At 63.6% G+C, this 23,248-nt stretch carries 24 protein-coding genes; 18 read left to right on the top strand and 6 right to left on the bottom strand.

The window, feature by feature from the left end; all coding sequences use genetic code 11:
* Positions 1–38: 38 nt before the first annotated feature.
* The 14 genes from C4Q27_RS14800 (at position 39) to C4Q27_RS14735 (ending at position 14,497) form a co-directional block, all read left to right on the top strand.
* Positions 39–476, top strand: a complete 438-nt coding sequence (locus C4Q27_RS14800; protein WP_003249659.1) for an NfeD family protein — start codon at positions 39–41, stop codon at positions 474–476.
* 26 nt (positions 477–502) lie between these two features.
* Positions 503–1,357 carry an SPFH domain-containing protein gene (locus tag C4Q27_RS14795; protein ID WP_104887000.1) on the top strand — a complete coding sequence of 285 codons (855 nt, stop codon included), beginning with the start codon at positions 503–505 and terminating at the stop codon, positions 1,355–1,357.
* 121 nt (positions 1,358–1,478) lie between these two features.
* Positions 1,479–1,868, top strand: a complete 390-nt coding sequence (locus C4Q27_RS14790; protein WP_010955443.1) for a DUF2946 domain-containing protein — start codon at positions 1,479–1,481, stop codon at positions 1,866–1,868.
* Between the two features lie 47 nt (positions 1,869–1,915).
* Complete coding sequence (locus C4Q27_RS14785; RefSeq protein WP_003249653.1) at positions 1,916–2,401, top strand: copper chaperone PCu(A)C; 486 nt, start codon at positions 1,916–1,918, stop codon at positions 2,399–2,401.
* 22 nt (positions 2,402–2,423) lie between these two features.
* Positions 2,424–2,855 carry a DUF2946 domain-containing protein gene (locus C4Q27_RS14780; RefSeq protein ID WP_014754592.1) on the top strand — a complete coding sequence of 144 codons (432 nt, stop codon included), beginning with the start codon at positions 2,424–2,426 and terminating at the stop codon, positions 2,853–2,855.
* 66 nt (positions 2,856–2,921) lie between these two features.
* Positions 2,922–4,988 (top strand): TonB-dependent copper receptor, encoded by a 2,067-nt coding sequence (locus C4Q27_RS14775; protein WP_104886999.1) that lies wholly within the window; start codon positions 2,922–2,924, stop codon positions 4,986–4,988.
* A gap of 55 nt (positions 4,989–5,043) precedes the next feature.
* Positions 5,044–6,411 carry a PepSY domain-containing protein gene (locus C4Q27_RS14770; protein WP_104886998.1) on the top strand — a complete coding sequence of 456 codons (1,368 nt, stop codon included), beginning with the start codon at positions 5,044–5,046 and terminating at the stop codon, positions 6,409–6,411.
* A 203-nt stretch (positions 6,412–6,614) separates the two neighbouring features.
* Complete coding sequence (cycA, locus tag C4Q27_RS14765) at positions 6,615–8,021, top strand: D-serine/D-alanine/glycine transporter (RefSeq protein WP_104886997.1); 1,407 nt, start codon at positions 6,615–6,617, stop codon at positions 8,019–8,021.
* 250 nt (positions 8,022–8,271) lie between these two features.
* Positions 8,272–9,537 (top strand): urea ABC transporter substrate-binding protein, encoded by a 1,266-nt coding sequence (gene urtA, locus C4Q27_RS14760; RefSeq protein ID WP_003249642.1) that lies wholly within the window; start codon positions 8,272–8,274, stop codon positions 9,535–9,537.
* 140 nt (positions 9,538–9,677) lie between these two features.
* Positions 9,678–11,165, top strand: a complete 1,488-nt coding sequence (gene urtB, locus C4Q27_RS14755; protein WP_064491161.1) for an urea ABC transporter permease subunit UrtB — start codon at positions 9,678–9,680, stop codon at positions 11,163–11,165.
* The gene (gene urtC, locus C4Q27_RS14750; protein ID WP_064491162.1) at positions 11,165–12,244 is read left to right on the top strand and encodes an urea ABC transporter permease subunit UrtC; all 1,080 of its coding nucleotides are present in this window, start codon (positions 11,165–11,167) and stop codon (positions 12,242–12,244) included. The genes urtB and urtC overlap by 1 nt, the downstream gene beginning before the upstream one ends.
* Entirely contained in the window at positions 12,241–13,098 is an 858-nt protein-coding gene (urtD, locus tag C4Q27_RS14745; RefSeq protein WP_010955450.1) for an urea ABC transporter ATP-binding protein UrtD, read from the top strand. Before urtC ends, urtD begins: the two co-directional genes overlap by 4 nt.
* 153 nt (positions 13,099–13,251) lie before the next feature.
* Positions 13,252–13,950, top strand: coding sequence for an urea ABC transporter ATP-binding subunit UrtE (urtE, locus tag C4Q27_RS14740; protein ID WP_003249634.1), 699 nt, complete (start codon positions 13,252–13,254; stop codon positions 13,948–13,950).
* 31 nt (positions 13,951–13,981) lie between these two features.
* Positions 13,982–14,497: a GNAT family N-acetyltransferase gene (locus C4Q27_RS14735; RefSeq protein WP_064491163.1), complete on the top strand. Its 516-nt coding sequence runs from the start codon at positions 13,982–13,984 to the stop codon at positions 14,495–14,497.
* A 135-nt stretch (positions 14,498–14,632) separates the two neighbouring features.
* On the opposite strand, the gene C4Q27_RS14730 is transcribed toward C4Q27_RS14735, so the two are convergent.
* Entirely contained in the window at positions 14,633–14,938 is a 306-nt protein-coding gene (locus C4Q27_RS14730) for a chaperone modulator CbpM (protein WP_020191746.1), read from the bottom strand.
* A 2-nt stretch (positions 14,939–14,940) separates the two neighbouring features.
* Positions 14,941–15,897, bottom strand: a complete 957-nt coding sequence (gene cbpA, locus C4Q27_RS14725) for a curved DNA-binding protein (protein ID WP_104886996.1) — start codon at positions 15,895–15,897, stop codon at positions 14,941–14,943.
* A 164-nt stretch (positions 15,898–16,061) separates the two neighbouring features.
* Between cbpA and C4Q27_RS14720 the strand changes: the two genes are divergently transcribed.
* A complete protein-coding gene (locus tag C4Q27_RS14720; protein WP_064491165.1) occupies positions 16,062–17,333 on the top strand; it encodes an Hsp70 family protein in 1,272 nt (423 codons plus the stop codon).
* A 656-nt stretch (positions 17,334–17,989) separates the two neighbouring features.
* Here C4Q27_RS14720 and C4Q27_RS14705 read toward each other — a convergent pair.
* The 3 genes from C4Q27_RS14705 to C4Q27_RS14695 form a co-directional block, all read right to left on the bottom strand.
* Positions 17,990–18,997, bottom strand: coding sequence for an AI-2E family transporter (locus C4Q27_RS14705; RefSeq protein WP_014592570.1), 1,008 nt, complete (start codon positions 18,995–18,997; stop codon positions 17,990–17,992).
* A 69-nt stretch (positions 18,998–19,066) separates the two neighbouring features.
* Positions 19,067–19,354, bottom strand: a complete 288-nt coding sequence (locus tag C4Q27_RS14700; RefSeq protein WP_014592571.1) for a PsiF family protein — start codon at positions 19,352–19,354, stop codon at positions 19,067–19,069.
* 63 nt (positions 19,355–19,417) lie between these two features.
* On the bottom strand, positions 19,418–20,206 hold the full coding sequence (locus tag C4Q27_RS14695; protein ID WP_064492499.1) for a helix-turn-helix transcriptional regulator: 789 nt from the start codon (positions 20,204–20,206) through the stop codon (positions 19,418–19,420).
* Between the two features lie 225 nt (positions 20,207–20,431).
* Here C4Q27_RS14695 and C4Q27_RS14690 point away from each other — a divergent pair, with 225 nt between their 5' ends.
* Entirely contained in the window at positions 20,432–21,313 is an 882-nt protein-coding gene (locus C4Q27_RS14690) for a DMT family transporter (protein ID WP_010955459.1), read from the top strand.
* A gap of 1 nt (position 21,314) precedes the next feature.
* Here the strand turns inward: C4Q27_RS14690 and C4Q27_RS14685 are convergent, their stop codons facing one another.
* Entirely contained in the window at positions 21,315–22,205 is an 891-nt protein-coding gene (locus C4Q27_RS14685; RefSeq protein ID WP_104886994.1) for a triacylglycerol lipase, read from the bottom strand.
* A 123-nt stretch (positions 22,206–22,328) separates the two neighbouring features.
* On the opposite strand from C4Q27_RS14685, the gene osmE reads away from it, so the two are divergent.
* Both osmE and C4Q27_RS14675 read left to right on the top strand, forming a co-directional pair.
* Positions 22,329–22,670, top strand: a complete 342-nt coding sequence (osmE, locus tag C4Q27_RS14680; protein WP_003249613.1) for an osmotically-inducible lipoprotein OsmE — start codon at positions 22,329–22,331, stop codon at positions 22,668–22,670.
* A 42-nt stretch (positions 22,671–22,712) separates the two neighbouring features.
* Positions 22,713–23,243 (top strand): bacterioferritin, encoded by a 531-nt coding sequence (locus C4Q27_RS14675; protein ID WP_020192925.1) that lies wholly within the window; start codon positions 22,713–22,715, stop codon positions 23,241–23,243.
* Positions 23,244–23,248: the final 5 nt, after the last annotated feature.

Genomic DNA, 23,248 nt, shown 5'->3' with positions numbered 1-23,248 from the left:
TTAAACTCGACGCCCCTCCCCCGGAAGGTTTCACCCATATGGAAATGCAATGGTGGATCTGGCTGGTCTTCGGCATCGCGCTGATCCTGCTTGAACTGGTCCTGCCAACGTTCTTCATACTCTGGTTCGGCATCGGCGCCGTGCTGGTCTCGCTTATCTCGCTCGCCGCACCCAGCCTGCAACTGGACATGCAGGTCCTGCTGTGGGTACTGCTGTCGTCGGCCACCACCGTGCTGTGGTTCAAAGTGTTCCGACGCAAGCAGCCGGATGTGCGCTGGACCGCCGACAGCGTGATCGGCGAAGTGGGCCTGCTGACCGCTCCCGTGTCGGAGTTCCAGAAAGGCCGCGTACGCTTCCAGAAGCCGATCCTCGGCAACGAAGAATGGACCTGCATCGCCGATAGCCAGATCGCCGCCGGCGAGCGGGTACGCCTGACCGCCATCGAGGGGAACACCGCCCGCGTTATCCGGGCCTGAATCCGCATTAAAAGGAATTTTGCAGCATGACCAGCCTCATCGTCGTCGGCGCCATCGCCCTGTTCGTCCTGATCACCGTGTTCAAGGGGGTGCGCATCGTGCCCCAGGGCGAGGAGTGGATCGTCGAACGCCTGGGTCGCTACCACAGCACCCTCAAGCCGGGCCTGAACATTGTCATCCCCTACATGGACGTGGTCGCCTACCGCCTGCCGACCAAGGACATCATCCTCGATGTGCAGCAGCAGGAAATCATCACCAAGGACAACGCGGTAATCGTCGCCAACGCCCTGTGTTTCGCCAAGGTAGTCGACCCGCAGAAAGCCTCGTATGGCGTGCAGGACTTCTCGTTCGCCGTCACCAGCCTGACCATGACCTCGCTGCGCGCCATCGTCGGTGCAATGGACCTCGACGAGGCGCTGTCCAGCCGCGAGCAGATCAAGGCCCGCCTGCGCGATGCAATGTCCGAGCAGACCGAAGACTGGGGCGTGACGGTGCGCTCGGTGGAGATTCAAGACATCAAACCTTCGGAAAACATGCAACTGGCCATGGAACGCCAGGCCGCGGCCGAACGTGAGCGCAAGGCCGACGTTACCCGCGCCGAAGGGGCCAAGCAGGCGGCGATCCTCGAAGCAGAGGCGCGCCTGCAGGCGGCCAGGCTGGATGCCGAGGCACAGATCAGCCTGGCCGAGGCATCGGCGCGGGCGATTTCGCTGGTGAAGGAAGCGGTGGGCAACGAGACCGTACCGGCCATGTACCTGCTGGGCGAGCGCTATGTGGGCGCGATGGAGAACCTGGCGGGCAGCAGCAATGCCAAGGTGGTGGTGTTACCCGCGGATCTGCAGGAGACCGTGCGTGGTTTGATGGGGCGTGGCAAGGTTTGAGCATGCCAGGGGCTGCTGCGCAGCCCCGATACCCGGCCCCTGCGTCACTTCACCGCACCCCGGCATTTTTACCTATACTCCGCCGTACAATAGCCACCACGATTCCTGACCGGATCTCTCCATGCCCCCACGTCGGCACATTGCCTGGATAGCCTGCCTTGCAGTGCTGTTCAACCTGCTGGCCATGCCGCTGTCTTCTGCTGCGCCCAAGGGCACGGCCGAGCAGCTGCTGTGGGGGGCTTTCTGTTCCAGCATGGCCAACAAGGCCAACGTCGACGTTCAGGCCCTGGCCAAGATCGACCTCGGCCCGCAAAGTGACGACAGCGTCGGCATGATGAACTGCTGGTGCTGCTCCGGTGCTGTGCCGCTGCTGGCCCTGCCCGGCTACCCGCCACAGTTGCACAACCCGCCGACACTGCTCAGCGGGCTGCTGCCGCCACCTGCCAAGTACACACCCACGCCCCGCCAGCTCTGGCCTGGGCTAAACCCTCGTGCCTCTCCACTAGCCTGAGTTCATCATGCTGTCTGCCTGAACCAGAACGGAAACGGAGATTCACCATGCTCAAGCACGCCCTCGTCATGGCCGCCCTGCTGCTGCCTGGCGCCTTTGCCAATGCCCACGAATACAGCGTGGGTGACCTGCACATTGCCCACCCGTGGTCGCTGCAGTTGCCACCCAACGCGCCTAACGTCGCCGCGTATTTCGTGGTACACAACAATGGCCAGGCTGATGACCGCCTGCTCAGCGTCGACAGCCCCATCAGCGATGACGCGCAACTGCACGAGCATGCCATGAGCGCCACTGGCGCCATGAAGATGCAACAGGTGCCCAGCGTGGTAGTGCCTGCCGGCAAGGACCTGACCTTCGCCCCTGGCGCCTACCACGTGATGCTGATGCAGCCCAAGGACCGCAGCCTGCTCAGCGACGGCAAACGCTTCCCGTTGACCCTGCACTTCGAAAAGGCCGGCGACATCACCGTCGAAGTGGCCGTGCAGAAGCAGGCGCCTGCGGACCAGCCGCAAGCCCACGAACACGCGCACTGATACCTGCTGACAGGCACGCGCCATGAGCCTGCCGCGCCACAGCATCGGCCGTACCACCCGCCCTGACCTCAGGCGCGCCGGTGGCGGATGGCTGAGCCTGTTCGCCATGTGGATGATCTTCATCGGCCCGCTGATTTCCCAGTCGATGCCGATGGACCACCACGCGGGCATGAACATGCCGATGGACATGCCGATGGCGGCTGCCCATCAGCATGGCGGCGACGCCCATCACGGCCACGGCGGCGATGGCCAGTTGCATGTGATGTGGGAAAAGTGCGGTTACTGCAGCCTGTTGTTCAACTGCCCGGCCCTGCCCCAGGCCCTCAGCCCGCTCAGCGCCGGCAGCATCGTCCCCACCACCCACCTGCTTGCGCCAACGCACCAGGGCCATGCCCGGCAGGCTGTATTCCCTGGTGCGCGCAGCCGCGCCCCGCCTTCTTCGATCAACGTCTGAAACCACATCTTGCGCACGAAGCCAGGAGGCTTCGCGCTGACTCATGACTGATCGACTGGAATCATTATGTCAGGCTGCACCCCTGTTTTTGCCTTGTCCCTGCGTGGGACCATCGCCGCCCTGTGCGGCTCGCTGCTCGCGCCCATGGCCCTGGCCGCCGACCCTGGCCATGAAGACCATGTGCACGACGCACCCGAGTTGAGCCCGACGGTGATCACCGCCGTGGCCCCGAGTTCGCCGCTGACTGTGGTCACCAACCCGAAAGACCCGCGCCAGCCAGTGCCGGCCAGCGACGGCGCCGACTACCTGAAGACCATCCCCGGCTTCTCGGCAATCCGTGCTGGCGGTACCAACGGCGACCCGGTATTGCGCGGCATGTTCGGCTCGCGCCTGAACATCCTCACCAACGGCGGCTTGATGCTTGGAGCATGCCCCAATCGCATGGACGCGCCCACGTCCTATATCTCGCCAGAAACCTACGACCGCCTGACCGTGATCAAAGGCCCGCAGAGCGTCATCTGGGGGCCCGGCGGCTCGGCCGGCACCATCCTCTTCGAGCGCGAACCGGAGAAATTCGGCACCCTCGGCAGCCGCGTCAACGCAAGCCTGCTGGCCGGCTCCAACGGCCGCTTCGACAAGGTGCTGGATGCCGCGGCCGGCAACAGTCAGGGCTATGCCCGCTTCGTCGGCAACCAGTCACGTTCGGATGACTACCACGACGGCAACAACGACACCGTGCCGTCGCGCTGGGACAAGTGGAACGGCGATGTCGCCCTCGGCTGGACTCCCGACCAGGACACCTTGCTGGAGCTGACTGCCGGCAAGGGTGATGGCGAAGCCCGCTACGCCGGGCGCGGCATGGACGGCTCGCAGTTCAAGCGCGAAAGCCTGGGCCTGCGCTTTGAGAAGTCCAACCTCGGCGAGGTGCTCGACAAGGTCGAGGCGCAGGTCTACTACAACTACGCCGACCATGTGATGGACAACTACAGCCTGCGCACGCCGTCGGGTAGCGGAATGATGGGCATGCCGATGGTCAGCAACGTCGACCGCCGCACCATGGGTGCACGCATCAAAGCCACCTGGCGCTGGGCCGACGTGCAGCTGATCAGCGGCATCGACGCGCAAACCAATGAACATCGACAGCGTGGCGGTATGGGTGTGGACGCACATAAGGGCCAGGCCTGGACCAAGGACGCCGACTTCCACAACTACGGCGCCTTCAGCGAACTGACCTGGTACGTCAGCGGTGAGGACCGCTTGATTACCGGCGCCCGTCTGGACCGCGCCTCGGCGCGCGACTTCCGCAAAACCAGCGCCACCGAAGGCGACACCCGCGCCGATACCCTGCCAAGCGGCTTCATCCGTTACGAGCACGACCTGGCGGCCATCCCGGCCACCACCTACATCGGCCTCGGCCATGCCCAGCGCTTCCCCGACTACTGGGAGCTGTTCTCACCCAAGCTGGCACCACCCGGCTCGGCCAATGCCTTCGACGGCATCAAGCCAGAAAAAACCACCCAGCTCGACTTCGGCATCCAGTACCGCACTGAACGCCTGGAGGCCTGGGCTTCGGGCTATGTCGGGCAGATTCGCGACTACATCCTGTTCGACTATCGCACTGGCATGATGGGCATGAGCACCTCGCAGGCGCAGAACATCGATGCCCGCATCATGGGTGGCGAACTGGGCGCCGCCTACCAGCTGACTGAAAACTGGAAGGCCGACGCCACGCTTGCCTACGCTTGGGGCAAGAACAGCAGCGATGGCAAAGCGCTACCTCAAATGCCTCCCCTGGAAAGCCGCCTGGGCCTGACCTACAGCCGCGACGTGTGGAGCGTCGGCGCACTGTGGCGGCTGGTGGCGGCGCAGAACCGCATTGCCGAAAACCAAGGGAACGTCGTCGGCAAGGACTACGACAAGAGCGCCGGCTTCGGCGTGTTCTCCCTGAACGGCGCCTACAAGGTGAACAACAACCTCAAGCTCAGCGCAGGGGTCGACAACCTGTTCGACAAAACCTACGCCGAGCACTTGAACCTGGCCGGGAACGCCGGGTTCGGCTACCCGGCTACAGATCCACAACCGGTCAACGAGCCAGGCAGGACCTTCTGGACCAAGGTCGACTTCAGCTTCTGACAACAACGGGCGCAGCTTCGGTTGCGCCCTTCAGCTGGTCAAAAAGGAGGTTCCCATGAGAGGAACACGCGTCTCTTTCTATAACCTGGCCTGGCGTTGGCATTTTTATGCGGGGCTGTTCGTGGCCCCATTCATGATCCTGTTGGCAATCACCGGGATCATCTACTTGTTCAAGCCCCAGCTCGACCCGCTGCTGTACCGCGACCTGATGGTGGTCGACGCCGGCCAGCACCGGCAGGGTGCAGACACGATGCTGGCTGAAGTGCGCCAGGCCTACCCAAAGGGCCACATCGCCCAGTACTTGCCGCCACTGAACGCCGAGCGCAGTGCGCAGTTCGTGGTGCATGACGGCGGGCGCGAACTGAACGTGTTCGTCGACCCATACAGCGGCAAGGTCCTCGGCGAACAGGACGGCAAGCAGAACCTGCAGGCCATCGCCCGCGCCCTGCATGGCGAGCTGATGGTCGGCACGGTCGGTGACCGGCTGGTGGAACTGGCAGCGGGCTGGGGCATCGTGCTGGTGGTATCGGGCCTGTACCTGTGGTGGCCGCGCGGGCGCAGTGGCGCTGGCGTGCTTTGGCCGCGGCTGTCGGCGCGCGGCCGGCTGTTCTGGCGAGACCTGCACGCGGTAACCGGTTTCTGGGGTTCGGCCTTGCTGTTGTTGATGCTGGTCAGCGGCATGACCTGGACCGGCTTGTGGGGCAAGCAGTACGCTGATTTGTGGAACCGCTTCCCGGCAGCCATGTGGAACGACGTGCCCAAGTCGGACCAGCAGGCGCGTGAGTTGAACAGCGCACACCGCCAGACCGTGCCCTGGGCCATGGAAAACACGCCGATGCCACAGTCCGGTGCACACGCCGAGCACGCCGGGCACCACATGATGTCGGACATGCCCGCAGCGCCCCAGGTGAGCGTGCAGCAGGTCGAAGACATTGCCACTTCGCGTCAGGTCGAGCCGGGCTACAGCATTACCCTGCCCACCACTGCCGACGGGGTGTTCACCATTGCCGTGTTCGCCGACAACCCGCGCAACGACGCCACCCTGCATGTCGACCAATACACCGGCAAGGTTCTGGCCGATGTGCGCTGGCACGACTACAGCCCGGTCGCCCGCGCCACCGAGCTGGGCGTGATGCTGCACGAAGGCAAGATGTTCGGGGCGCTGAACCAGATCATCATCCTGCTGGTGTGCCTGATGATTCTGCTGGGGTCGGTGAGCGGGCTGGTGATGTGGTGGAAGCGCCGGCCTGAAGGCGGCCTGGGCGTACCGCCTCTGCGTCATGACCTGCCACGCTGGAAGGCGGCGGTGGCCGTGATGCTGGTGCTGGGGGTGATGTTCCCGCTGGTGGGGGTGTCGATGGTGGTGATGTGGGGGGTGGATAGTTTGGTGGTGAGGCGCCGCCGGGTCTTGGCCAGCGCTTGAGCCTTGTGTTGCCTGTGCTGGCCTTTTCGCGGGTAAACCCGCTCCTACAGGGGACCGTGTTCCTTTGTAGGAGCGGGTTTACCCGCGAAGAGGCCGGTACAGGCGAAATGCTGAGCCGAAAATGCAGAGTCGATCTGTCGCGCCCCGATCTGGAACGCGCGTGTTAGCCTAGCCGGCTACCTCTGACAAGAAGACTGCAGCCTATGACGCAAACCTCACCCATAGCGACAGATGAACCGCACCTGCAACGCAACCTGACCAACCGCCACATCCAGCTGATCGCCATCGGCGGCGCGATCGGTACCGGTCTGTTCATGGGCTCAGGCAAGACCATCAGCCTGGCCGGGCCATCGATCATCTTCGTCTACATGATTATCGGCTTCATGCTGTTCTTCGTCATGCGCGCCATGGGCGAACTGCTGCTGTCGAACCTGAACTACAAATCGTTCATCGACTTTTCCGCCGACCTGCTCGGCCCCTGGGCCGGCTACTTTACTGGCTGGACCTACTGGTTCTGCTGGGTGGTCACCGGCATTGCCGACGTGGTCGCGATCGCCGCCTACACCCAGTTCTGGTTCCCCGACCTGCCGCAGTGGATACCGGCGCTGACCTGCGTAGGGCTGCTGCTGTCGCTGAACCTGGTCACCGTGAAAATGTTCGGCGAAATGGAGTTCTGGTTCGCCCTGGTCAAGATCGTTGCCATCCTCGGCCTGGTCGCTACCGGCCTGTACATGGTCATCACCGGCTTCACCTCGCCCAGCGGGCGCACCGCCCAGCTGGCCAACCTGTGGAATGACGGCGGCATGTTTCCCAATGGCCTGATGGGCTTCTTCGCCGGTTTCCAGATCGCCGTGTTCGCCTTCGTCGGCATCGAGCTGGTGGGTACCACCGCCGCCGAAGCGAAGAACCCGGAACGCACCCTGCCGCGGGCGATCAACTCGATCCCGGTCCGTATCATCGTGTTCTATGTGCTGGCGCTGATCGCGATCATGGCCGTGACCCCGTGGCGCGATGTGGTGCCCGGCAAAAGCCCGTTCGTTGAGTTGTTCGTGCTGGCAGGCCTGCCGGCGGCGGCCAGCATCATCAACTTCGTGGTGCTGACCTCGGCGGCTTCGTCGGCCAACAGCGGCGTGTTCTCCACCAGCCGCATGCTCTACGGCCTGTCGCAGGAAGGTGACGCGCCCAAGGCCTTCGAGAAGCTGTCCAGCCGTTCGGTGCCGGCCAACGGCCTGTACTTCTCGTGTACCTGCCTGTTGCTCGGTGCGGTGCTGATCTACCTGGTGCCAAACGTGGTCGAGGCATTCACCTTGGTCACCACCGTGTCGGCGGTACTGTTCATGTTCGTGTGGACGCTGATCCTGCTGTCATACCTGAAGTACCGCAAAGACCGCGCGGCGCTGCATCAGGCGTCGAACTACAAGATGCCGGGCGGGCGCTTCATGTGCTACGTGTGCCTGTCGTTCTTTGCGTTCATCCTGGTGTTGCTGAGCCTGGAGGCGGATACGCGTTCAGCGCTGGTGGTAACGCCGATCTGGTTTGTCGTGCTGGCGGTGACCTACCAGCTCGTACGCAGCAGGCGCCATCCCCGCACGGCTGTGCATAACGGCTGATCGCCTCGGGGGCTGTTCCCACGAAGGCAACGGTGTACGCCGTCCGCTGTGGGAACAGCCTTGTGTCGCGATGGGCCGCACCGCGGCCCCAATCCTGTGCACACAAATCCATCAGGCACCAACCTGGATCCAACCAACGCCCCAACACCTCGCACAACCCCTCTAAACCGTACCTTTCGCCACTAGGCACAGCCCTTGCAACGCCCTCCCCGCTTGCCCAACACCATAAAAAACTCAGCGGAGAGAGCACATGAAGCGTCGCAGTCTGATCAAGGCCCTTACCCTCAGCGCATCGATCGCGGCGATGGGCCTGAGCTGGAGTATCCAGGCCGCCGAGACCATCAAGGTCGGTATCCTGCATTCGCTTTCCGGGACCATGGCCATTTCCGAGACATCGCTCAAGGACATGGCGCTGATGACCATCGAGCAGATCAACGCCAAGGGTGGCGTGAACGGCAAGATGCTGGAACCGGTGGTGGTCGACCCGGCGTCCAACTGGCCGCTGTTCGCTGAAAAGAGCCGTCAACTGCTGACCCAGGACAAAGTGGCCGTGGTGTTCGGCTGCTGGACATCCGTGTCGCGCAAGTCTGTTCTGCCGGTGTTCGAAGAACTCAACGGCCTGCTGTTCTACCCGGTGCAGTATGAGGGCGAAGAGATGTCGCCGAACGTGTTCTACACAGGCGCCGCCCCGAACCAGCAAGCCATCCCGGCCGTGGAATACCTGATGAGCGAGGACGGCGGCAGCGCCAAGCGCTTCTTCCTGTTGGGCACCGACTACGTCTACCCGCGCACCACCAACAAGATCCTGCGCGCATTCCTGCACAGCAAAGGCGTGGCCGACAAGGACATCGAAGAGGTGTACACGCCGTTTGGCCACGCTGATTACCAGACCATTGTCGCCAGCATCAAAAAGTTCTCCGCCGGCGGCAAGACCGCGGTCATTTCCACAGTCAATGGTGACTCCAACGTGCCCTTCTACAAGGAACTGGCCAACCAGGGCCTGAAGGCCACCGACGTGCCGGTGGTGGCCTTCTCGGTGGGCGAGGAGGAACTGCGCGGCATCGACACCAAACCGCTGGTAGGCCACCTGGCGGCATGGAACTACTTCGAATCGGTGGATAACCCGGTCAACCAGAAATTCGTCGCCGACTGGAAGGCCTACGCCAAGGCCAAGGGCCTGCCGGGTGCCGACAAGGCCGTGACCAACGACCCCATGGAAGCCACCTATGTAGGCATCCACATGTGGGCACAAGCGGTGGAGAAAGCCAAGTCCACCGACGTCGACAAGGTCCGCGAAGCACTGGCCGGGCAGAGCTTCGAAGCACCGTCGGGCTTCACCCTGACCATGGACAAGACCAACCACCACCTGCACAAGCCGGTGATGATCGGCGAGATTCAGGATGACGGGCAGTTCAGCGTGGTGTGGGAAACCGAGCAGCCACTGCGGGCGCAGCCATGGAGCCCGTTCATTCCGGGCAATGACAAGCGGCCAGATTACGCCGTGAAAGGTAACTGAGTGCATGGGGCTGCTTTGCAGCCCATTCGCGGGTGAACCCGCTCCTACAAGGACCGCACAGGTTTCAAACCTTGCACCGTCTCTGTGTAGGAGCGGGTTTACCCGCGAAGAATCCAACACCGATTTCCAGGATTGCCCGCATGCTCAGACTCCTGCTCACCCTCCTGCTGCTAATCCCCCTGGCAACCCACGCCAGCGAGGGCGAATTCTTTCTCACCGCCAAGCCCGCCGAGCAGGCCGGCCTGCTCGAAGGCTGGGCAGCACAACCCGATGCCGCGCGCCTGCCACTGCTGGAAAACCTGCGCCAAGGCCGCATCGCCACCGATGACACGCGCAAGGTGCGCCTGAACAACCGCCTGCGCGGCCTGATCGACAACGCCCTGGCCAGCCACCAGTTGCTCAGCGACAACAGCGAAACCCGCCTGGCCGCAGCCCAGCAACTACAGAAAAGCGCACAACCCGCGCAAATGGCCTTCCTCGACCGGCGCTTCGCCGCCGAGCCGGACGCCGCCGTACAGGCCGCCCTCGGTCTGGCCCTGGCCAACCTGCAGCTGGGCGCCAGCGAGCCTGCGGTACGCCTGGCCGCCGTGCGCCTGCTGGGTGAAACCGGCGACCCGCTGGCCCGCACCCGCCTCGAAGCCCTGCTGCAGCCCGATGCAGAACTAGACCCGGGCGTGCGCACAGCCGCCGAAACGAGCCTGGCCCAGGTCAAACGCAAACTGCTGGTAGGCGAACTGCTCGGCCAGGCCTTCAGCGGCCTGTCGCTGGGTTCGGTCCTGCTGCTGGCAGCGCTGGGCCTTGCGATCACCTTCGGCCTGCTCGGGGTGATCAACATGGCCCATGGCGAGATGTTGATGCTCGGCGCCTACAGCACCTACATGGTCCAGGTACTGCTGCAGCGCTTCGCCCCAGGCGCCATCGAGTTCTACCCGCTGATTGCCCTGCCGGTGGCCTTCGCCGTCAGTGCCGGGGTAGGCATGGCGCTGGAGCGCACGGTGATCCGCCACCTGTACGGCCGCCCACTGGAAACCCTGCTGGCCACCTGGGGCATCAGCCTGATCCTGATCCAGGCCATCCGCCTGCTGTTCGGCGCGCAGAACGTCGAGGTGAGCAACCCGGCCTGGCTGTCCGGCGGCATCCAGCTGCTGCCCAACCTGGTGCTGCCATACAACCGCCTGGTCATCATCGGCTTCGCCCTGGCCGTGGTGCTGCTCACCTGGCTGCTGCTCAACCGTACCCGGTTGGGTCTGAACGTGCGCGCAGTCACCCAGAACCGCAACATGGCCGCCTGCTGCGGCGTGTCCACCGGGCGCGTCGACATGCTCGCCTTTGGCCTTGGCTCGGGCATCGCCGGGCTCGGTGGCGTGGCTTTAAGCCAGGTGGGCAATGTCGGCCCGGACCTGGGCCAAAGCTACATCATCGATTCGTTCCTGGTGGTGGTACTCGGCGGCGTCGGGCAGCTGGCCGGTAGCCTCTGGGCCGCGTTCGGCCTGGGCATCGCCAACAAGCTGCTGGAGCCGCAGATCGGTGCCGTACTCGGCAAGATCCTCATCCTTGCGTTGATCATTCTGTTCATCCAGAAACGCCCGCAAGGCCTGTTCGCCCTCAAGGGACGGGTAATCGACTGATGAACCAGCCACTGCTTGTCACTGCTACGCAAAAGGCCGGCCCACGCCTGACCCTTGCCATCGGTGCCGTCGTCGTCCTGCTGCTGGTGGCTTTGCCACTGTGCTCACTGCTGCCGGCAGATCATGCCCTGCACGTGTCGGCCTACACCCTGACCCTGGTCGGCAAGATTCTCTGTTACGCCATCGTCGCCCTGGCCCTGGACCTGGTCTGGGGCTATGCCGGGCTGTTGTCCCTGGGCCATGGCCTGTTCTTCGCCCTGGGCGGCTATGCCATGGGCATGTACCTGATGCGGCAGGCCGCCGGCGACGGCCTGCCCGGGTTCATGACCTTCCTGTCGTGGACCGAGCTGCCCTGGTACTGGGCCGGTACCCAGCATTTCGCCTGGGCCCTGTGCCTGGTGGTGCTGGCGCCCGGGCTGCTGGCGCTGGTGTTCGGCTGGTTCGCTTTCCGCTCGCGGATCAAGGGCGTGTACTTCTCGATCATGACCCAGGCCCTGACCTTTGCCGGCATGCTGCTGTTCTTCCGCAACGAAACCGGCTTCGGCGGCAACAACGGCTTCACCAGCTTCCGCACCATCCTCGGCTTCGACATTGCAGCCCAGGGCACCCGCGCGGTGTTGTTCCTGCTGACCGTGGGCCTGCTGCTGGCCAGCCTGTACCTGTGCTGGCGCCTGACCCGCAGCAAGTTCGGCCGCCTGCTCACCGCCGTGCGTGACGCTGAAAACCGCATGATGTTCTGTGGCTACGACCCGCGCGGCTTCAAGCTGCTGGTGTGGGTACTGAGCGCCGTGCTGTGCGGCCTGGCCGGTGCGCTGTACGTGCCGCAGGTGGGCATCATCAACCCCAGCGAGATGTCGCCGACCAACTCGATCGAAGCCGCCGTCTGGGTAGCCTTGGGCGGGCGCGGCACGCTGATCGGCCCGCTGCTCGGTGCCGGCCTGGTCAACGGCATGAAAAGCTGGTTCACCGTGGCCTTCCCCGAGTTCTGGCTGTTCTTCCTCGGCGCGTTGTTCATCCTCGTTACCCTGTACCTGCCCAAGGGCGTGGTCGGCCTGTTGAAGAAAAGGAGCCAGCCATGAGAGGCGTGCCCCCAGTCCACCCGGAATTCATGCTGGAACCGGTATTCGACAACCTCGGTGCCGGGCGCGATGCCATCGGCCTGGGCCAAAGCCGCAAGGCCGGCCTGGATACCCGCCACGGTACGGTGCTGAGCCTTGAAGACATCAGCGTCAGCTTCGATGGTTTCAAGGCGCTCAACACGCTGAACCTGTACATCGGGGTGGGCGAGCTGCGCTGCATCATCGGCCCCAACGGCGCCGGCAAGACCACGATGATGGACGTAATCACCGGCAAGACCCGCCCCGACAGCGGCACGGCTTACTTCGGCGATACCCTCGACCTGACCCGCATGAGCGAATACCAGATCGCCCAGGCCGGCATTGGCCGCAAGTTCCAGAAGCCCACAGTGTTCGAAGCGCTGACCGTGTTCGAGAACCTGGAGCTGGCGCTGAAGACCGACAAGTCGGTGTGGGCCAGCCTGGCCGCGCGCCTGAGCGGTGACCAGCGCCAGCGCATCGAGGACGTGCTGACCACCTTGCGCCTGCTGCCGCTGGCCCAGCGCCAGGCCGGCTTGCTGTCCCATGGGCAGAAGCAGTTTCTGGAGATCGGCATGCTGCTGGTGCAGGAGCCGCAGCTGCTGCTGCTGGATGAACCGGTGGCCGGCATGACCGATGCCGAGACCGAGTTTACCGCCGAGCTGTTCAAGGGCCTGGCCGGCAAGCATTCGCTGATGGTGGTGGAACATGACATGGGCTTCGTCGGCAGCATTGCCGACCATGTGACCGTGCTGCACCAGGGGAGCGTGCTGGCGGAAGGCTCGCTGGAGCAGGTGCAGGCAGATGAGCGGGTGGTCGAGGTGTACCTGGGCCGCTGACCGGATTTGAATTTTTGGCGCCTGTGCCGGCCTCTTCGCGGGTAAACCCGCTCCTACAGTGGGCGTAATGCCATGGGGCGGTTCCCGTCGTAGGAGCGGGCTTGCCCGCGAAGAGGCCGGCACAGGCACAGCATCCCTTTCAGGAACTCTCACATGCTCAAGATCGACACCCTGCACCAGTACTACGGCGGCAGCCACATCCTGCGCGGCCTGTCCTTCGAAGCCAAGGTCGGCGAAGTGACCTGCCTGCTGGGCCGCAACGGCGTGGGCAAGACCACCTTGCTGCGCTGCCTGATGGGCCTGGTGCCCGCCCGCGACGGCAGCATCGAATGGGAAGGCAAGCCGATCACCGCGTTCAAACCACAGCAACGGGTGCAGGCCGGCATCGCCTACGTGCCCCAGGGCCGCGAGATCTTCCCGCGCCTGACCGTCGAGGAAAACCTGCTGATGGGCCTGTCGCGCTTCCCCGCCCGTGAAGCCCGCGAGGTCCCGGCCTTCATCTACGAACTGTTCCCTGTGCTGGAGCAGATGAAACAGCGCCGCGGTGGCGACCTGTCTGGCGGCCAGCAGCAACAGCTGGCCATCGGCCGCGCCCTCGCCAGCCGCCCGCGCCTGCTGATTCTCGACGAGCCGACCGAGGGCATCCAGCCCTCGGTGATCAAGGAAATCGGCGCGGTCATCCGCCGCCTGGCCGAGCGTGGCGACATGGCGATTTTGCTGGTGGAGCAGTTCTACGACTTTGCCGAAGCGCTGGCTGACCAGTACCTGGTCATGGCCCGTGGCGAAATCATCCAGCGCGGTCGCGGCGAAAACATGCAAGCCGAAGGTGTACGCGGGCTGGTAACCATTTAATCTGCGAGCAACGACCTTGCGAGACGCTGTCATGAGCTACGAAATCCGCGATGCCCGGCCCACCGATGTGCCAGGCATACTCGACATCTACAACGACGCGGTGCTCAACACCACGGCGATCTGGAACGAAACCCCGGTGGACCTCGACAACCGCCAGGCCTGGTTTGAAGCGCGTGCGCAGCAGGGCTACCCGATTCTGGTGGCGGTCGATGAAACCGGCGTGCTGGGGTATGCCTCGTTTGGCGACTGGCGGCCTTTCGAGGGCTTTCGCCTGACCGTTGAGCACTCGGTGTACGTGCGCAACGACCAGCGTGGCAAAGGGCTCGGGCCGGTGTTGATGGCGGCACTGGTCGAACGCGCGCGCGGATGTGGCAAGCATGTGATGGTGGCAGCGATCGAGCGTGGCAATGCAGCTTCGGTGCGCCTGCATGAGCGGCTGGGCTTCGTGGTGACCGGCCAGATGCCGCAGGTGGGGGTAAAGTTTGGCCGCTGGCTTGATCTGACCTTCATGCAACTGGTGCTGAACCCGGGCGCCGAACCGACCTGAAATGCGGTCCATTGTGTGAGCATCGCGAAAGGGCTGCAAAGCAGCCCCGGCAATTTTGCGGTGGAGCAAAGATCTGGGGCTGCAAAGCAGCCCATCGCGACACAAGGCCGCTTCCACAGATGCCGGCAAGGCCACCTACATCTGGATAAACCGGCCCAGCCGCTGCTTCAGCATGCTGTTCTCACTGCGCAACTGCTGCACTTCCTGCAACAGCTCCAGCGCCAGCGCCACCCCTTCCCACTCCAGTTCCAGCTCCTGGTGCAGCTTTACCGCTCGTTTGGTCACCAACGGCGCCTGATCGTCAAACAGCCAGTCCTCCGGCGTTCGCCCAGAAGGTTCGACAATGCCGTGCTCGACGATTTCGATCACGCATTCAGCCGTGACATCGGCTTCCTGACACAGGGTACGCATGTCCAGTTGAACGATCAGGGTGCTGCTCATGATCACTTACTCCATTGTGTCCTCGGGTTGAACGCAGCTTTCTCGGAAAGCTTGGTCCAGAGTTCGCGGGCAGATTCGTCCGACGCGGGTGGCATGACCACCTTGAGCTGCGCATAAAGGTTGCCGCGCTCTCCCTGCTTGTTCGCCAGGCCCTTGCCCGGTACACGCAGGCGCTGGCCGCTCTGGCTGTCAGGACGGATGGTCAGGTTGATCTTGCCATCCAGGGTCGGAACCGCCACCTTGGCGCCCAAGGCCGCCTCCCACGGTGCCAACGGCACAGTGATGATCAGGTCATGACCTTCGACATCGAACAGCGGGTGCGGTGCCATGCGGATGGTCAGGAACAGGTCACCGTTGGCCCCGCCACCGCTGCCGGGCGCGCCCTGGCCCTTGAGGCGGATGCGCTCGCCGTCGGTCACCCCAGCCGGAATCCTCACGTTCAAGGTCTTGGTGGTGAAGCCGGTGCGCTGGCCCATGGCATTGGTTTGCGGCACCTGGAAGCTGATCTGCTTGGACTCCTTGCTCAGGGTCTCTTCAAGGAACACTGCCAGTTCAAGCTCCACGTCCTGCCCCCGCCTGCCAGCACTGCGTTGCTGCTGCCGGGCGCCACCGAAGGGGTTGCCACCAGCACTGCGCCCACCGAAGATCGAGCTGAAGAAGTCGGAGAAGTCGCCGCCTTCGAAGCCGCCGCCACCGCGGTTTTCCCAACCCGGTGGTGCCTGGAACGGCCGGCCATGCTGGCCGCCGTACTTGCGGATTTCATCGAACTCGGCACGTTTCTGCGCGTCGCCCAGCACCTCATAGGCCTCGTTGGCCTCCTTGAATTTTTCCTCGGCGTCGCGCTCCTTGCTGACATCCGGGTGATACTTGCGCGCCAGTTTGCGGTACGCGGCCTTGATCGCCTTGTCGTCCGCAGTGGGCTCTACGCCGAGTATCTTGTAATAGTCTTTGAAGTCCATTTATGGATCACCAATGTGAATGTGCATGTTGCAACTGAAGATAGGGGTCAAGCATAGCCTTTCAAGACCGACTTGGGTTTGCCTCAAGGCAGACGACTGGTCTTGATTCTGTAGCCAACTGGCATACACTGCGCGGCCGTTTTGCCTCCGGAAGCCCATTTCCCATGTCTGACGTATCCCCGGCCCGCGCCCTGGGCATCGACTTTGGCACCTCCAACTCCACAGTCGGTTGGCATCGGCCTGGCGTCGAGTCGCTGATTGCCCTGGAAGACGGCAAGATCACCTTGCCCTCGGTGGTGTTCTTCAATATCGAAGAGCGGCGCCCGGTGTATGGCCGCCTGGCGCTGCACGAGTACCTGGAAGGCTACGAAGGCCGCCTGATGCGCTCGCTGAAAAGCCTGCTGGGCTCGAAGCTGATCAAGCACGACACCAGCGTGCTGGGCAGCGCCCTGCCGTTCAAGGACCTGCTGGGCATGTTCATCGGCGAGCTCAAGAAGCGCGCTGAGGCGGCCGCTGGCCGAGAATTCGACCAGGTGGTGCTGGGCCGCCCGGTGTTCTTCGTCGACGAAGACCCGGCTGCCGACCAGGAGGCCGAGGACACCTTGGCCGAAGTGGCGCGCAAAATCGGCTTCAAGGACGTGTCGTTCCAGTACGAACCGATTGCCGCGGCCTTCGACTATGAGTCGAGCATCAGCCGCGAAGAGCTGGTGCTGATCGTCGACATCGGCGGTGGTACCTCGGACTTCACCCTGATCCGCCTGTCGCCCGAGCGCCATCTGGTCGCCGAGCGCCAAAGCGACATCCTCGCCACCGGCGGTGTGCACATTGGCGGTACCGACTTCGACAAGCAACTGAGCCTTCAGGGCGTGATGCCGTTGTTTGGCTATGGCAGCCGCATGAAGAGCGGTGCGCTGATGCCGACCAGCTACCACCTCAACCTGGCCACCTGGCACACCATCAACGCCTTGTATTCGCAGAAGTCACAGTTGGCGCTGGGCAGCATGCGCTATGACATCGAGGACAGCTTCGGCATCGATCGCCTGTTCAAATTGATCGAACAGCGCGCCGGGCACTGGCTGGCGATGGAAGTGGAAGCCAGCAAGATCGAGCTGACCGAGCATGACAGCCGCCACATCGACCTGCGCCGCGTCGAGCCCGATCTGAGTGCGGAACTGACCCGCACGCTGTTCGAAGAGGCGATCGAAGGCCTGCTGGAGCGCGTGCGCGGTAGCGTGACCGAACTGCTGGCCAAGGCTGGGATAAGCGAAGGCCAGGTCGATACGGTGTTCTTCACCGGTGGCTCCAGCGGCATTCCGGCGCTGCGCAACAGTGTTTCGGCGATGCTGCCGAATGCACGGCATGTGGAAGGCAATATCTTTGGCAGCATTGGTAGCGGGCTGGCCATCGAGGCGCGCAAGCGTTACGGCGCGGCCTGATTTGTCGATTAGCCTGTAGCCGCGAACGGGCTGGGGCTGCTGGCCAATCTCCACCAGTCGTTCACCGTTGCCGCCGCTACCGTATTCGCGGGTAAACCCGCTCCTACGCCCGATCGGGGGTGGGCACACATCGGGGGTTGGCCGGAGGCCGCCGTGTAGGAGCGGGTTTACCCGCGAAGAGGCCGGGCCTGCTGGCCAATCTCCACCCGCCGTTCACCGATGCCGCCGCTACCGTATTCGCGGGTAAGCCCGCTCCTACGCCCGATCGGGGGTGGACACACATCGGTGATTGGCCGCAGGCCGCGTGTAGGAGCGGGTTCACCCGCGAAGAGGCCGGGCCTGCTGGCCAATCTCCACCCGCCGTTCACCGTTGCCGCCGCTACCGTATTCGCGGGTAAACCCGCTCCTACGCCCGATCGGGGGTGGACACACATCGGTGATTGGCCGCAGGCCGCCGTGTAGGAGCGGGTTCACCCGCGAAGAGGCCGGGCCTGCTGGCCAATTACCACCCGCCGTTCACCGTTGCCGCCGCTACCGTATTCGCGGGTAAACCCGCTCCTACGCCCGATCGGGGGTGGACACACATCGGTGATTGGCCACAGGCCCCTGTAGGAGCGGGTTTACCCGCGAAAGGGCCGGTACAGGCCACTACATGATCAGACCAGCTCCGCCCGCTTCAGCTCACTCTTCAGATAGGCATAGTAGATGGGCCCCGCCACGACACCAGGCAGCCCGAACGCCGCCTCGAATACCAGCATCGCCAGCAGCAATTCCCACGCCTTGGCACTGATCTGCCCACCCACGATCCGCGCGTTGAGGAAGTACTCGATCTTGTGGATGACGACCAGGTAACCCAGCGCCGCTGCCGCCACCCAGATCGACAGCGACAGGCCGACGATGGTGATCAAGGTGTTGGACATCAGGTTGCCGATCACCGGCAGCAAGCCCAGCAGGAAGGTCAGCACGATCAGCGTCTTGGTCAGCGGCAGGTGTACGTCGAACAGTGGCATCACCACGGCCAGGAAAATGCCGGTGAAGATCGTGTTGAGCAGCGAGATCTTGATTTGCGCGAACACGATGTTGCGAAACGCCTTCACCAGCAGGCTAAGACGTTCGAACAGCGCCGCCGCCAGGGGCTTGCGCCGGGAAATATCGGGAATGCGCTGCAAAGCGATGATGGCGCCGAGGATCATGCCGATGAGCATCGTCACGAACATGTGCGCCATGCCCTTGCCCACCAGCTGCAAATCGCTCAGGTGGCTCTTGATCCAGTCGCCGATGGCCACCTTGAACTCTGCGGCACTGGCAGGCAGGTAGCCCTCGATGAAAGGGGGCAACTGGCTGCGGGCTCGCTCGACCAAGGCCATGAACTTGTCCAGCGAGGCGCCGGGGTTTTCCGCCTCGTGCAGCAGGAAGCTGAAGGCACCGGCAATCAGCAGTGTCAGGGTGCTGACCACCAGCGTGCCGAGCAACGCCACGGCCAGCCAGCGCGCGCGTTGGCCAGCAAGCAGCGGTTGCAGGCGCGGGGTCAGCATGTTGACCAGTTCGAACACCAGCAGACCGGCCAGCAGGCTGGGCAGCAACTTCAGGGGCAAAGCCAGCAGCAGCCCAGCCATGACGATGATCAGGCTGGCCAGGGTGATCTGACGGGGGGTAAAGGTCATACAGCCTCGACGGCAGACAGCGGGAATGCCGCAGTCTGCCAGCCTTGGCGGCGCAGGCATAGGCGCAGGTCATTTCTTCTTCAGGCAATCGCTCATGAAGGCCTTGCGCTCGTCCCCCTTCAGGGCTTTGGTGGTGGCGTCAGCATTGCAGGTCTTCATTTTCTCTTGCTGGGTTTGGGGCACATCCTTTTTCAGGCAGGTGCTCATGAACGCTTTGCGTTCATCGCCCTTGAGGGCCTTGGCGGTGGCGTCGGCGTTGCAGGTTTTCATCTTTTCCTGCTGCGCGGTATTGGCAGCGAAACCTTGGGCACTGAACAACACCGCCAGCGCCAGTAACGGGATTTGCAGCACTTTCATGGAGTGGTCTCCTTGGCTCCGCGCCCGATGCACGGGGGTCGAGCTGAGTGTAGCCAAGAATATTCAACGCCCCGCCCGCGCCTGCCGGCGGTACTGCTCCGGCGTACACCGGGCCTGGCGCTGGAACATGGCGATGAACGCCGAGGCGCTGCTGTAGCCAAGGTCGAAGGCGATGGCCTGAATGGGCAGGCCGGCTTCCAGCGCTTCTATGGCACGCAGAAAACGCAGGCGCAGGCGCCATTCGCCAAAGCTGATGCCCAGCTCGCGCAGAAACTGGCGGGCCAGGGTGCGTTCGCTGACGTGTACGCGTGCGGCCCAGTCGGCCAGCGGGCGGTTGTCCCCCGGCTCGGCGCTGAGCGCGTCGAGCACCTGGCGCAAGCCATCGCTGTGGGCAAACGGCAGGTAGCAGGCCAAGGTGGGCGCCAGCAGCAACTGGTCAAGCAGTACCTGTACCAGGCGCTGGTCACGCTCGTCCTCGGCCACCTTCAGATTGCGCCGGGCGAAGTCACCGAGGATGGCCTTGAGGATGTCACTGATCATCAGGCTGCACGGGTGCGGTGGCAGCGCTGCGCACAGGCTGCGGTCGAGATAGATAGAACGGTAGACGATGGCCTGGGGGTTGTAGCAGCCGTGCTCGGTGTCGGGCGGCACCCAAACGGCGTAGTGCGGCGGCGACAGGAAGCGCTGGCCGGCCACATCCAGTTGCATCACGCCGTGGGCGGTGTAGTTCAGCTGGCCCCAGGCGTGTTGATGCACGGCGCTGTGGGTGTCGGCAACGAACTCGTCGTGGCGGAAGTACACCGGGGCCGGCAGTTGGGTGAACTGGGGGATATCGAGGTATTTACGCGGCATGCTGTCTGCTTTGCAGGGTCGGTTGTCTGGATAGAAGTATAGGCTTGTAGACAGACATTCGATAATACAGGCCTATCGAGGACCTGCCTTGCAGGCCTTCGCGGGCTCCCCGCTCCCACAGGATCTGCGCCAGCCTCCAGGCCTGTGTATCCCCCGTAGGAGCGGGTTCACCCGCGAAGGGCTGCAAAGCAGCCCCATTCCAGCCCCCAGCGAGTACCCTGCTGCATGAACTACCTGTTCCCCCTCACCGCCATCCTCATCTGGGCCGGCAACACCGTGGTCACCAAGATGTCCGCCGGTGCCATCCACCCTGCAGAGATCGGCTTCTACCGCTGGTTGCTGGCCGCCTTGCTGTTCACGCCGTTCCTGCTGCCTGCCGTGTGGCGCAACCGCGCAGCCATCCGCCCGCACCTGGCCAAGGTGTTCGTGCTCGGCGTGCTGGGCATGGCGATGTACCAGAGCCTGGCCTACTTCGCCGCCGGCATCACCAGTGCCACCAACATGGGCATCATCCTCTCGCTGATGCCGCTGATGTCACTGGCGCTGTCCATCGCCTGGCTGGGCCAGCGCCTGAGCTACGGTGCCCTGCTGGGCGCGGTGGTGTCATTCTTCGGCGTGCTTGAAGTGGTCAGTGCCGGCCATCCCGCCAGCCTGCTGCAGCAAGGGCTGAACAGCGGCGATCTGTTGATGCTGGTGGCAACCTTGGCCTACGCGCTCTACAGCTTCCTGCTGAAGAAATGGCAGCTGCGCCTGCCGCCGATGCAGCTGCTGTACCTGCAGGTGTTGGTGGCCATCGTCGTGTTGCTACCGCTGTTCCTGCTGTCAGACAAGACCGGCCTGAACAGCCACAACATCGGCCTGGTCCTGTATGCCTGCGTACTGGCTTCGATGATCGCGCCGTTGGTGTGGATGCAGGCCGTACACCGCCTGGGGCCCAGCCGCACCACACTGTTCTTCAACTTGCTGCCGCTTGTCACTGCGCTGATCGCCGCCGTGGTGCTCGACGAACAACTGGCCAGTTACCACCTCGTCGGCGGCTTGCTGACCCTGGCCGGCGTAGTGCTGGCCGAACGCTGGACCACGCCGATCCGCCGCCAAGGCACTTGAGCTAAAGCCCCGCCGCCTTGAGCCGGGCAGCATGTTCGGTGAATAGCCGCACAGGCTCCGCGCCTTTGCCCACGGCACCGAGCGACTGGTTGACGATGTCCAGGTGATCGAGCGGGTAATCGTCGCCGATCACCTGCCCCAGGTGCGAACTGAAACGCCCGACCATGCCGTCGCAATGGCCCTTTTCCTTGATGAAACTGCGTGCGAACAGGCGGCAGAAGCGGCTGCTGCCGTCAAAGCGGTTGCGCCCCTGGTCTGTCAGGCCGGGCTGCAAGGTGCCAGACCAGGAGTAATAGCGGACGCCATTGACCTCATAGGCCCCTTCCCCACCCCAGGTTTGCGGCAGGCCCTGTGGATAAGCCTGGTTGAACAGTGCCACCCCGGCGCTGGTCAGCGACTGGTGCGAGGCGTGCACATCTACCGGCAGCGGGTCGCGACGCCAGCCGGTTTCCAGCCACACCAGCAGCACGGCAAACCCATGCAGCACGGCCTTGAGGATGCGCCCCTGGGGTGAATCGCCCGGTGCCGTGCGTTCCAGGTGGTCGGCCAGCTCGGAGCCATGATTGGGCCCCGCCACCGAGGTGACCGACGCCACCCGCCCCGGCCGTTTGGCCGCTGCGTAACGCGCGCTCAGGGCGCCCTGGCTGTGGCCGATGAGGTTGACCTTTTCGACGCCGGTACGTAGGCAGATATCGTCGATGATCGCCAGCAACTGCTCGCCGCGTACCTCGCTGGAATGCAGCGGCGAAACCTGCACCGGAAACACCTGCGCACCGCCCTTGCGCAAGGCCGGCACAATGCCGAACCAGTAGGGGTAGAGCACCATCCGGACAAACCCGAGCATGCCTGGCACCAGCACCAGCGGGTATCGCGTGGCCAAATCCTGCTGCATTACCGCAGCTCCTTTGCGTGGACAACGGGCCAACACTACAGCGGCCATGATGACCATCGCAATCGAACTCCTGGCGCGCGCTGTGGTTCAAAACCACACAGACCCTTTGCAAGGAGCGGGACCATGTACAAGCAGACCCTGGCAATCCTTCTGGCAAGCGCCACCCTGGCCGCCTGCGGCAGCCGCCCGGAAAACCCGGTGGATTACGTCACCTACCGCGATGAGCCGCTGGTCAAGCAGGTGGAGAACGGTATGACCATGCAGAAGGTCATCGCCATTGGCGGCAGCCCGTCGAGCGTGATCGACCTGCCACACGGGGGCACCTGCAACGACTACATCCTCAACCACGACGGCAAGCAGCAGCCCTATTACGTGCGCTTCGATGCCACCGGCCATGTGGATGCCAAAGGCTTCAAGACCTGCAAGCAACGCCAGGAGGACAGCGACGCCCTGCATGGCGCGTAAGCCTGTGTTCCGACCCGACCCTGACCCCTGCTGGAGATAACCATGAGCAATGTTGAACTGACCGATGTGAAAACCCTGCGCGAGCGTGCACGCCAGCATGTGGAGCAAGGCGCAGTGACCGAGGGTTACCACGCCGACCGTGAACAGATCCTGCGCCTGCTTAATGAATCGCTGGCCACCGAGCTGGTCTGTGTGCTGCGCTACAAGCGCCACTACTTCATGGCCAGCGGCATCAAGGCCAGTGTGGCTGCCGAGGAGTTTCTGGAACATGCCAACCAGGAAGCCGAACATGCCGACAAGCTGGCCGAACGCATCGTGCAATTGGGCGGGGAGCCGGACTTCAACCCCGACAACCTGACCAAGAACTCGCATGCCCAGTACGTGGCCGGCAATTCGCTGAAAGAGATGGTGCTGGAAGACCTGGTGGCAGAGCGCATTGCCATCGACAGCTACCGCGAGATCATTCAGTACATCGGGGATAAAGACCCGACTACCCGTCGTATCTTCGAAGACATCCTGGCGCAGGAAGAGGAGCACGCGGACGATATGTCTGACCTGTTGCAAGGCCTTTGATTTCT

It is taken from the genome of Pseudomonas sp. SWI36 (assembly GCF_002948105.1).
Classification (GTDB): domain Bacteria; phylum Pseudomonadota; class Gammaproteobacteria; order Pseudomonadales; family Pseudomonadaceae; genus Aquipseudomonas; species Aquipseudomonas alloputida.
Note: the sequence above shows the minus strand (reverse complement) of the source record. Positions and strands in the feature narration are given on the sequence as shown.

Excerpts from the sequence above, each read along its gene's own strand:
- C4Q27_RS14795 (WP_104887000.1), top strand. The coding sequence starts at position 503 with ATGACCAGCCTCATCGTCGTCGGCGCCATCGCCCTGTTCGTCCTGATC.
- C4Q27_RS14735 (WP_064491163.1), top strand. The coding sequence starts at position 13,982 with ATGAGCTACGAAATCCGCGATGCCCGGCCCACCGATGTGCCAGGCATA.
- C4Q27_RS14780 (WP_014754592.1), top strand. The coding sequence starts at position 2,424 with ATGAGCCTGCCGCGCCACAGCATCGGCCGTACCACCCGCCCTGACCTC.
- C4Q27_RS14775 (WP_104886999.1), top strand. The coding sequence starts at position 2,922 with ATGTCAGGCTGCACCCCTGTTTTTGCCTTGTCCCTGCGTGGGACCATC.
- C4Q27_RS14685 (WP_104886994.1), bottom strand. The coding sequence starts at position 22,205 with ATGCAGCAGGATTTGGCCACGCGATACCCGCTGGTGCTGGTGCCAGGC.
- osmE (WP_003249613.1), top strand. The coding sequence starts at position 22,329 with ATGTACAAGCAGACCCTGGCAATCCTTCTGGCAAGCGCCACCCTGGCC.
- urtA (WP_003249642.1), top strand. The coding sequence starts at position 8,272 with ATGAAGCGTCGCAGTCTGATCAAGGCCCTTACCCTCAGCGCATCGATC.
- cbpA (WP_104886996.1), bottom strand. The coding sequence starts at position 15,897 with ATGGACTTCAAAGACTATTACAAGATACTCGGCGTAGAGCCCACTGCG.
- cycA (WP_104886997.1), top strand. The coding sequence starts at position 6,615 with ATGACGCAAACCTCACCCATAGCGACAGATGAACCGCACCTGCAACGC.
- C4Q27_RS14695 (WP_064492499.1), bottom strand. The coding sequence starts at position 20,206 with ATGCCGCGTAAATACCTCGATATCCCCCAGTTCACCCAACTGCCGGCC.
- urtC (WP_064491162.1), top strand. The coding sequence starts at position 11,165 with ATGAACCAGCCACTGCTTGTCACTGCTACGCAAAAGGCCGGCCCACGC.
- C4Q27_RS14730 (WP_020191746.1), bottom strand. The coding sequence starts at position 14,938 with ATGAGCAGCACCCTGATCGTTCAACTGGACATGCGTACCCTGTGTCAG.
- C4Q27_RS14700 (WP_014592571.1), bottom strand. The coding sequence starts at position 19,354 with ATGAAAGTGCTGCAAATCCCGTTACTGGCGCTGGCGGTGTTGTTCAGT.
- C4Q27_RS14790 (WP_010955443.1), top strand. The coding sequence starts at position 1,479 with ATGCCCCCACGTCGGCACATTGCCTGGATAGCCTGCCTTGCAGTGCTG.
- C4Q27_RS14690 (WP_010955459.1), top strand. The coding sequence starts at position 20,432 with ATGAACTACCTGTTCCCCCTCACCGCCATCCTCATCTGGGCCGGCAAC.
- C4Q27_RS14675 (WP_020192925.1), top strand. The coding sequence starts at position 22,713 with ATGAGCAATGTTGAACTGACCGATGTGAAAACCCTGCGCGAGCGTGCA.
- C4Q27_RS14800 (WP_003249659.1), top strand. The coding sequence starts at position 39 with ATGGAAATGCAATGGTGGATCTGGCTGGTCTTCGGCATCGCGCTGATC.
- C4Q27_RS14705 (WP_014592570.1), bottom strand. The coding sequence starts at position 18,997 with ATGACCTTTACCCCCCGTCAGATCACCCTGGCCAGCCTGATCATCGTC.
- urtD (WP_010955450.1), top strand. The coding sequence starts at position 12,241 with ATGAGAGGCGTGCCCCCAGTCCACCCGGAATTCATGCTGGAACCGGTA.
- C4Q27_RS14770 (WP_104886998.1), top strand. The coding sequence starts at position 5,044 with ATGAGAGGAACACGCGTCTCTTTCTATAACCTGGCCTGGCGTTGGCAT.
- C4Q27_RS14785 (WP_003249653.1), top strand. The coding sequence starts at position 1,916 with ATGCTCAAGCACGCCCTCGTCATGGCCGCCCTGCTGCTGCCTGGCGCC.
- urtB (WP_064491161.1), top strand. The coding sequence starts at position 9,678 with ATGCTCAGACTCCTGCTCACCCTCCTGCTGCTAATCCCCCTGGCAACC.
- urtE (WP_003249634.1), top strand. The coding sequence starts at position 13,252 with ATGCTCAAGATCGACACCCTGCACCAGTACTACGGCGGCAGCCACATC.
- C4Q27_RS14720 (WP_064491165.1), top strand. The coding sequence starts at position 16,062 with ATGTCTGACGTATCCCCGGCCCGCGCCCTGGGCATCGACTTTGGCACC.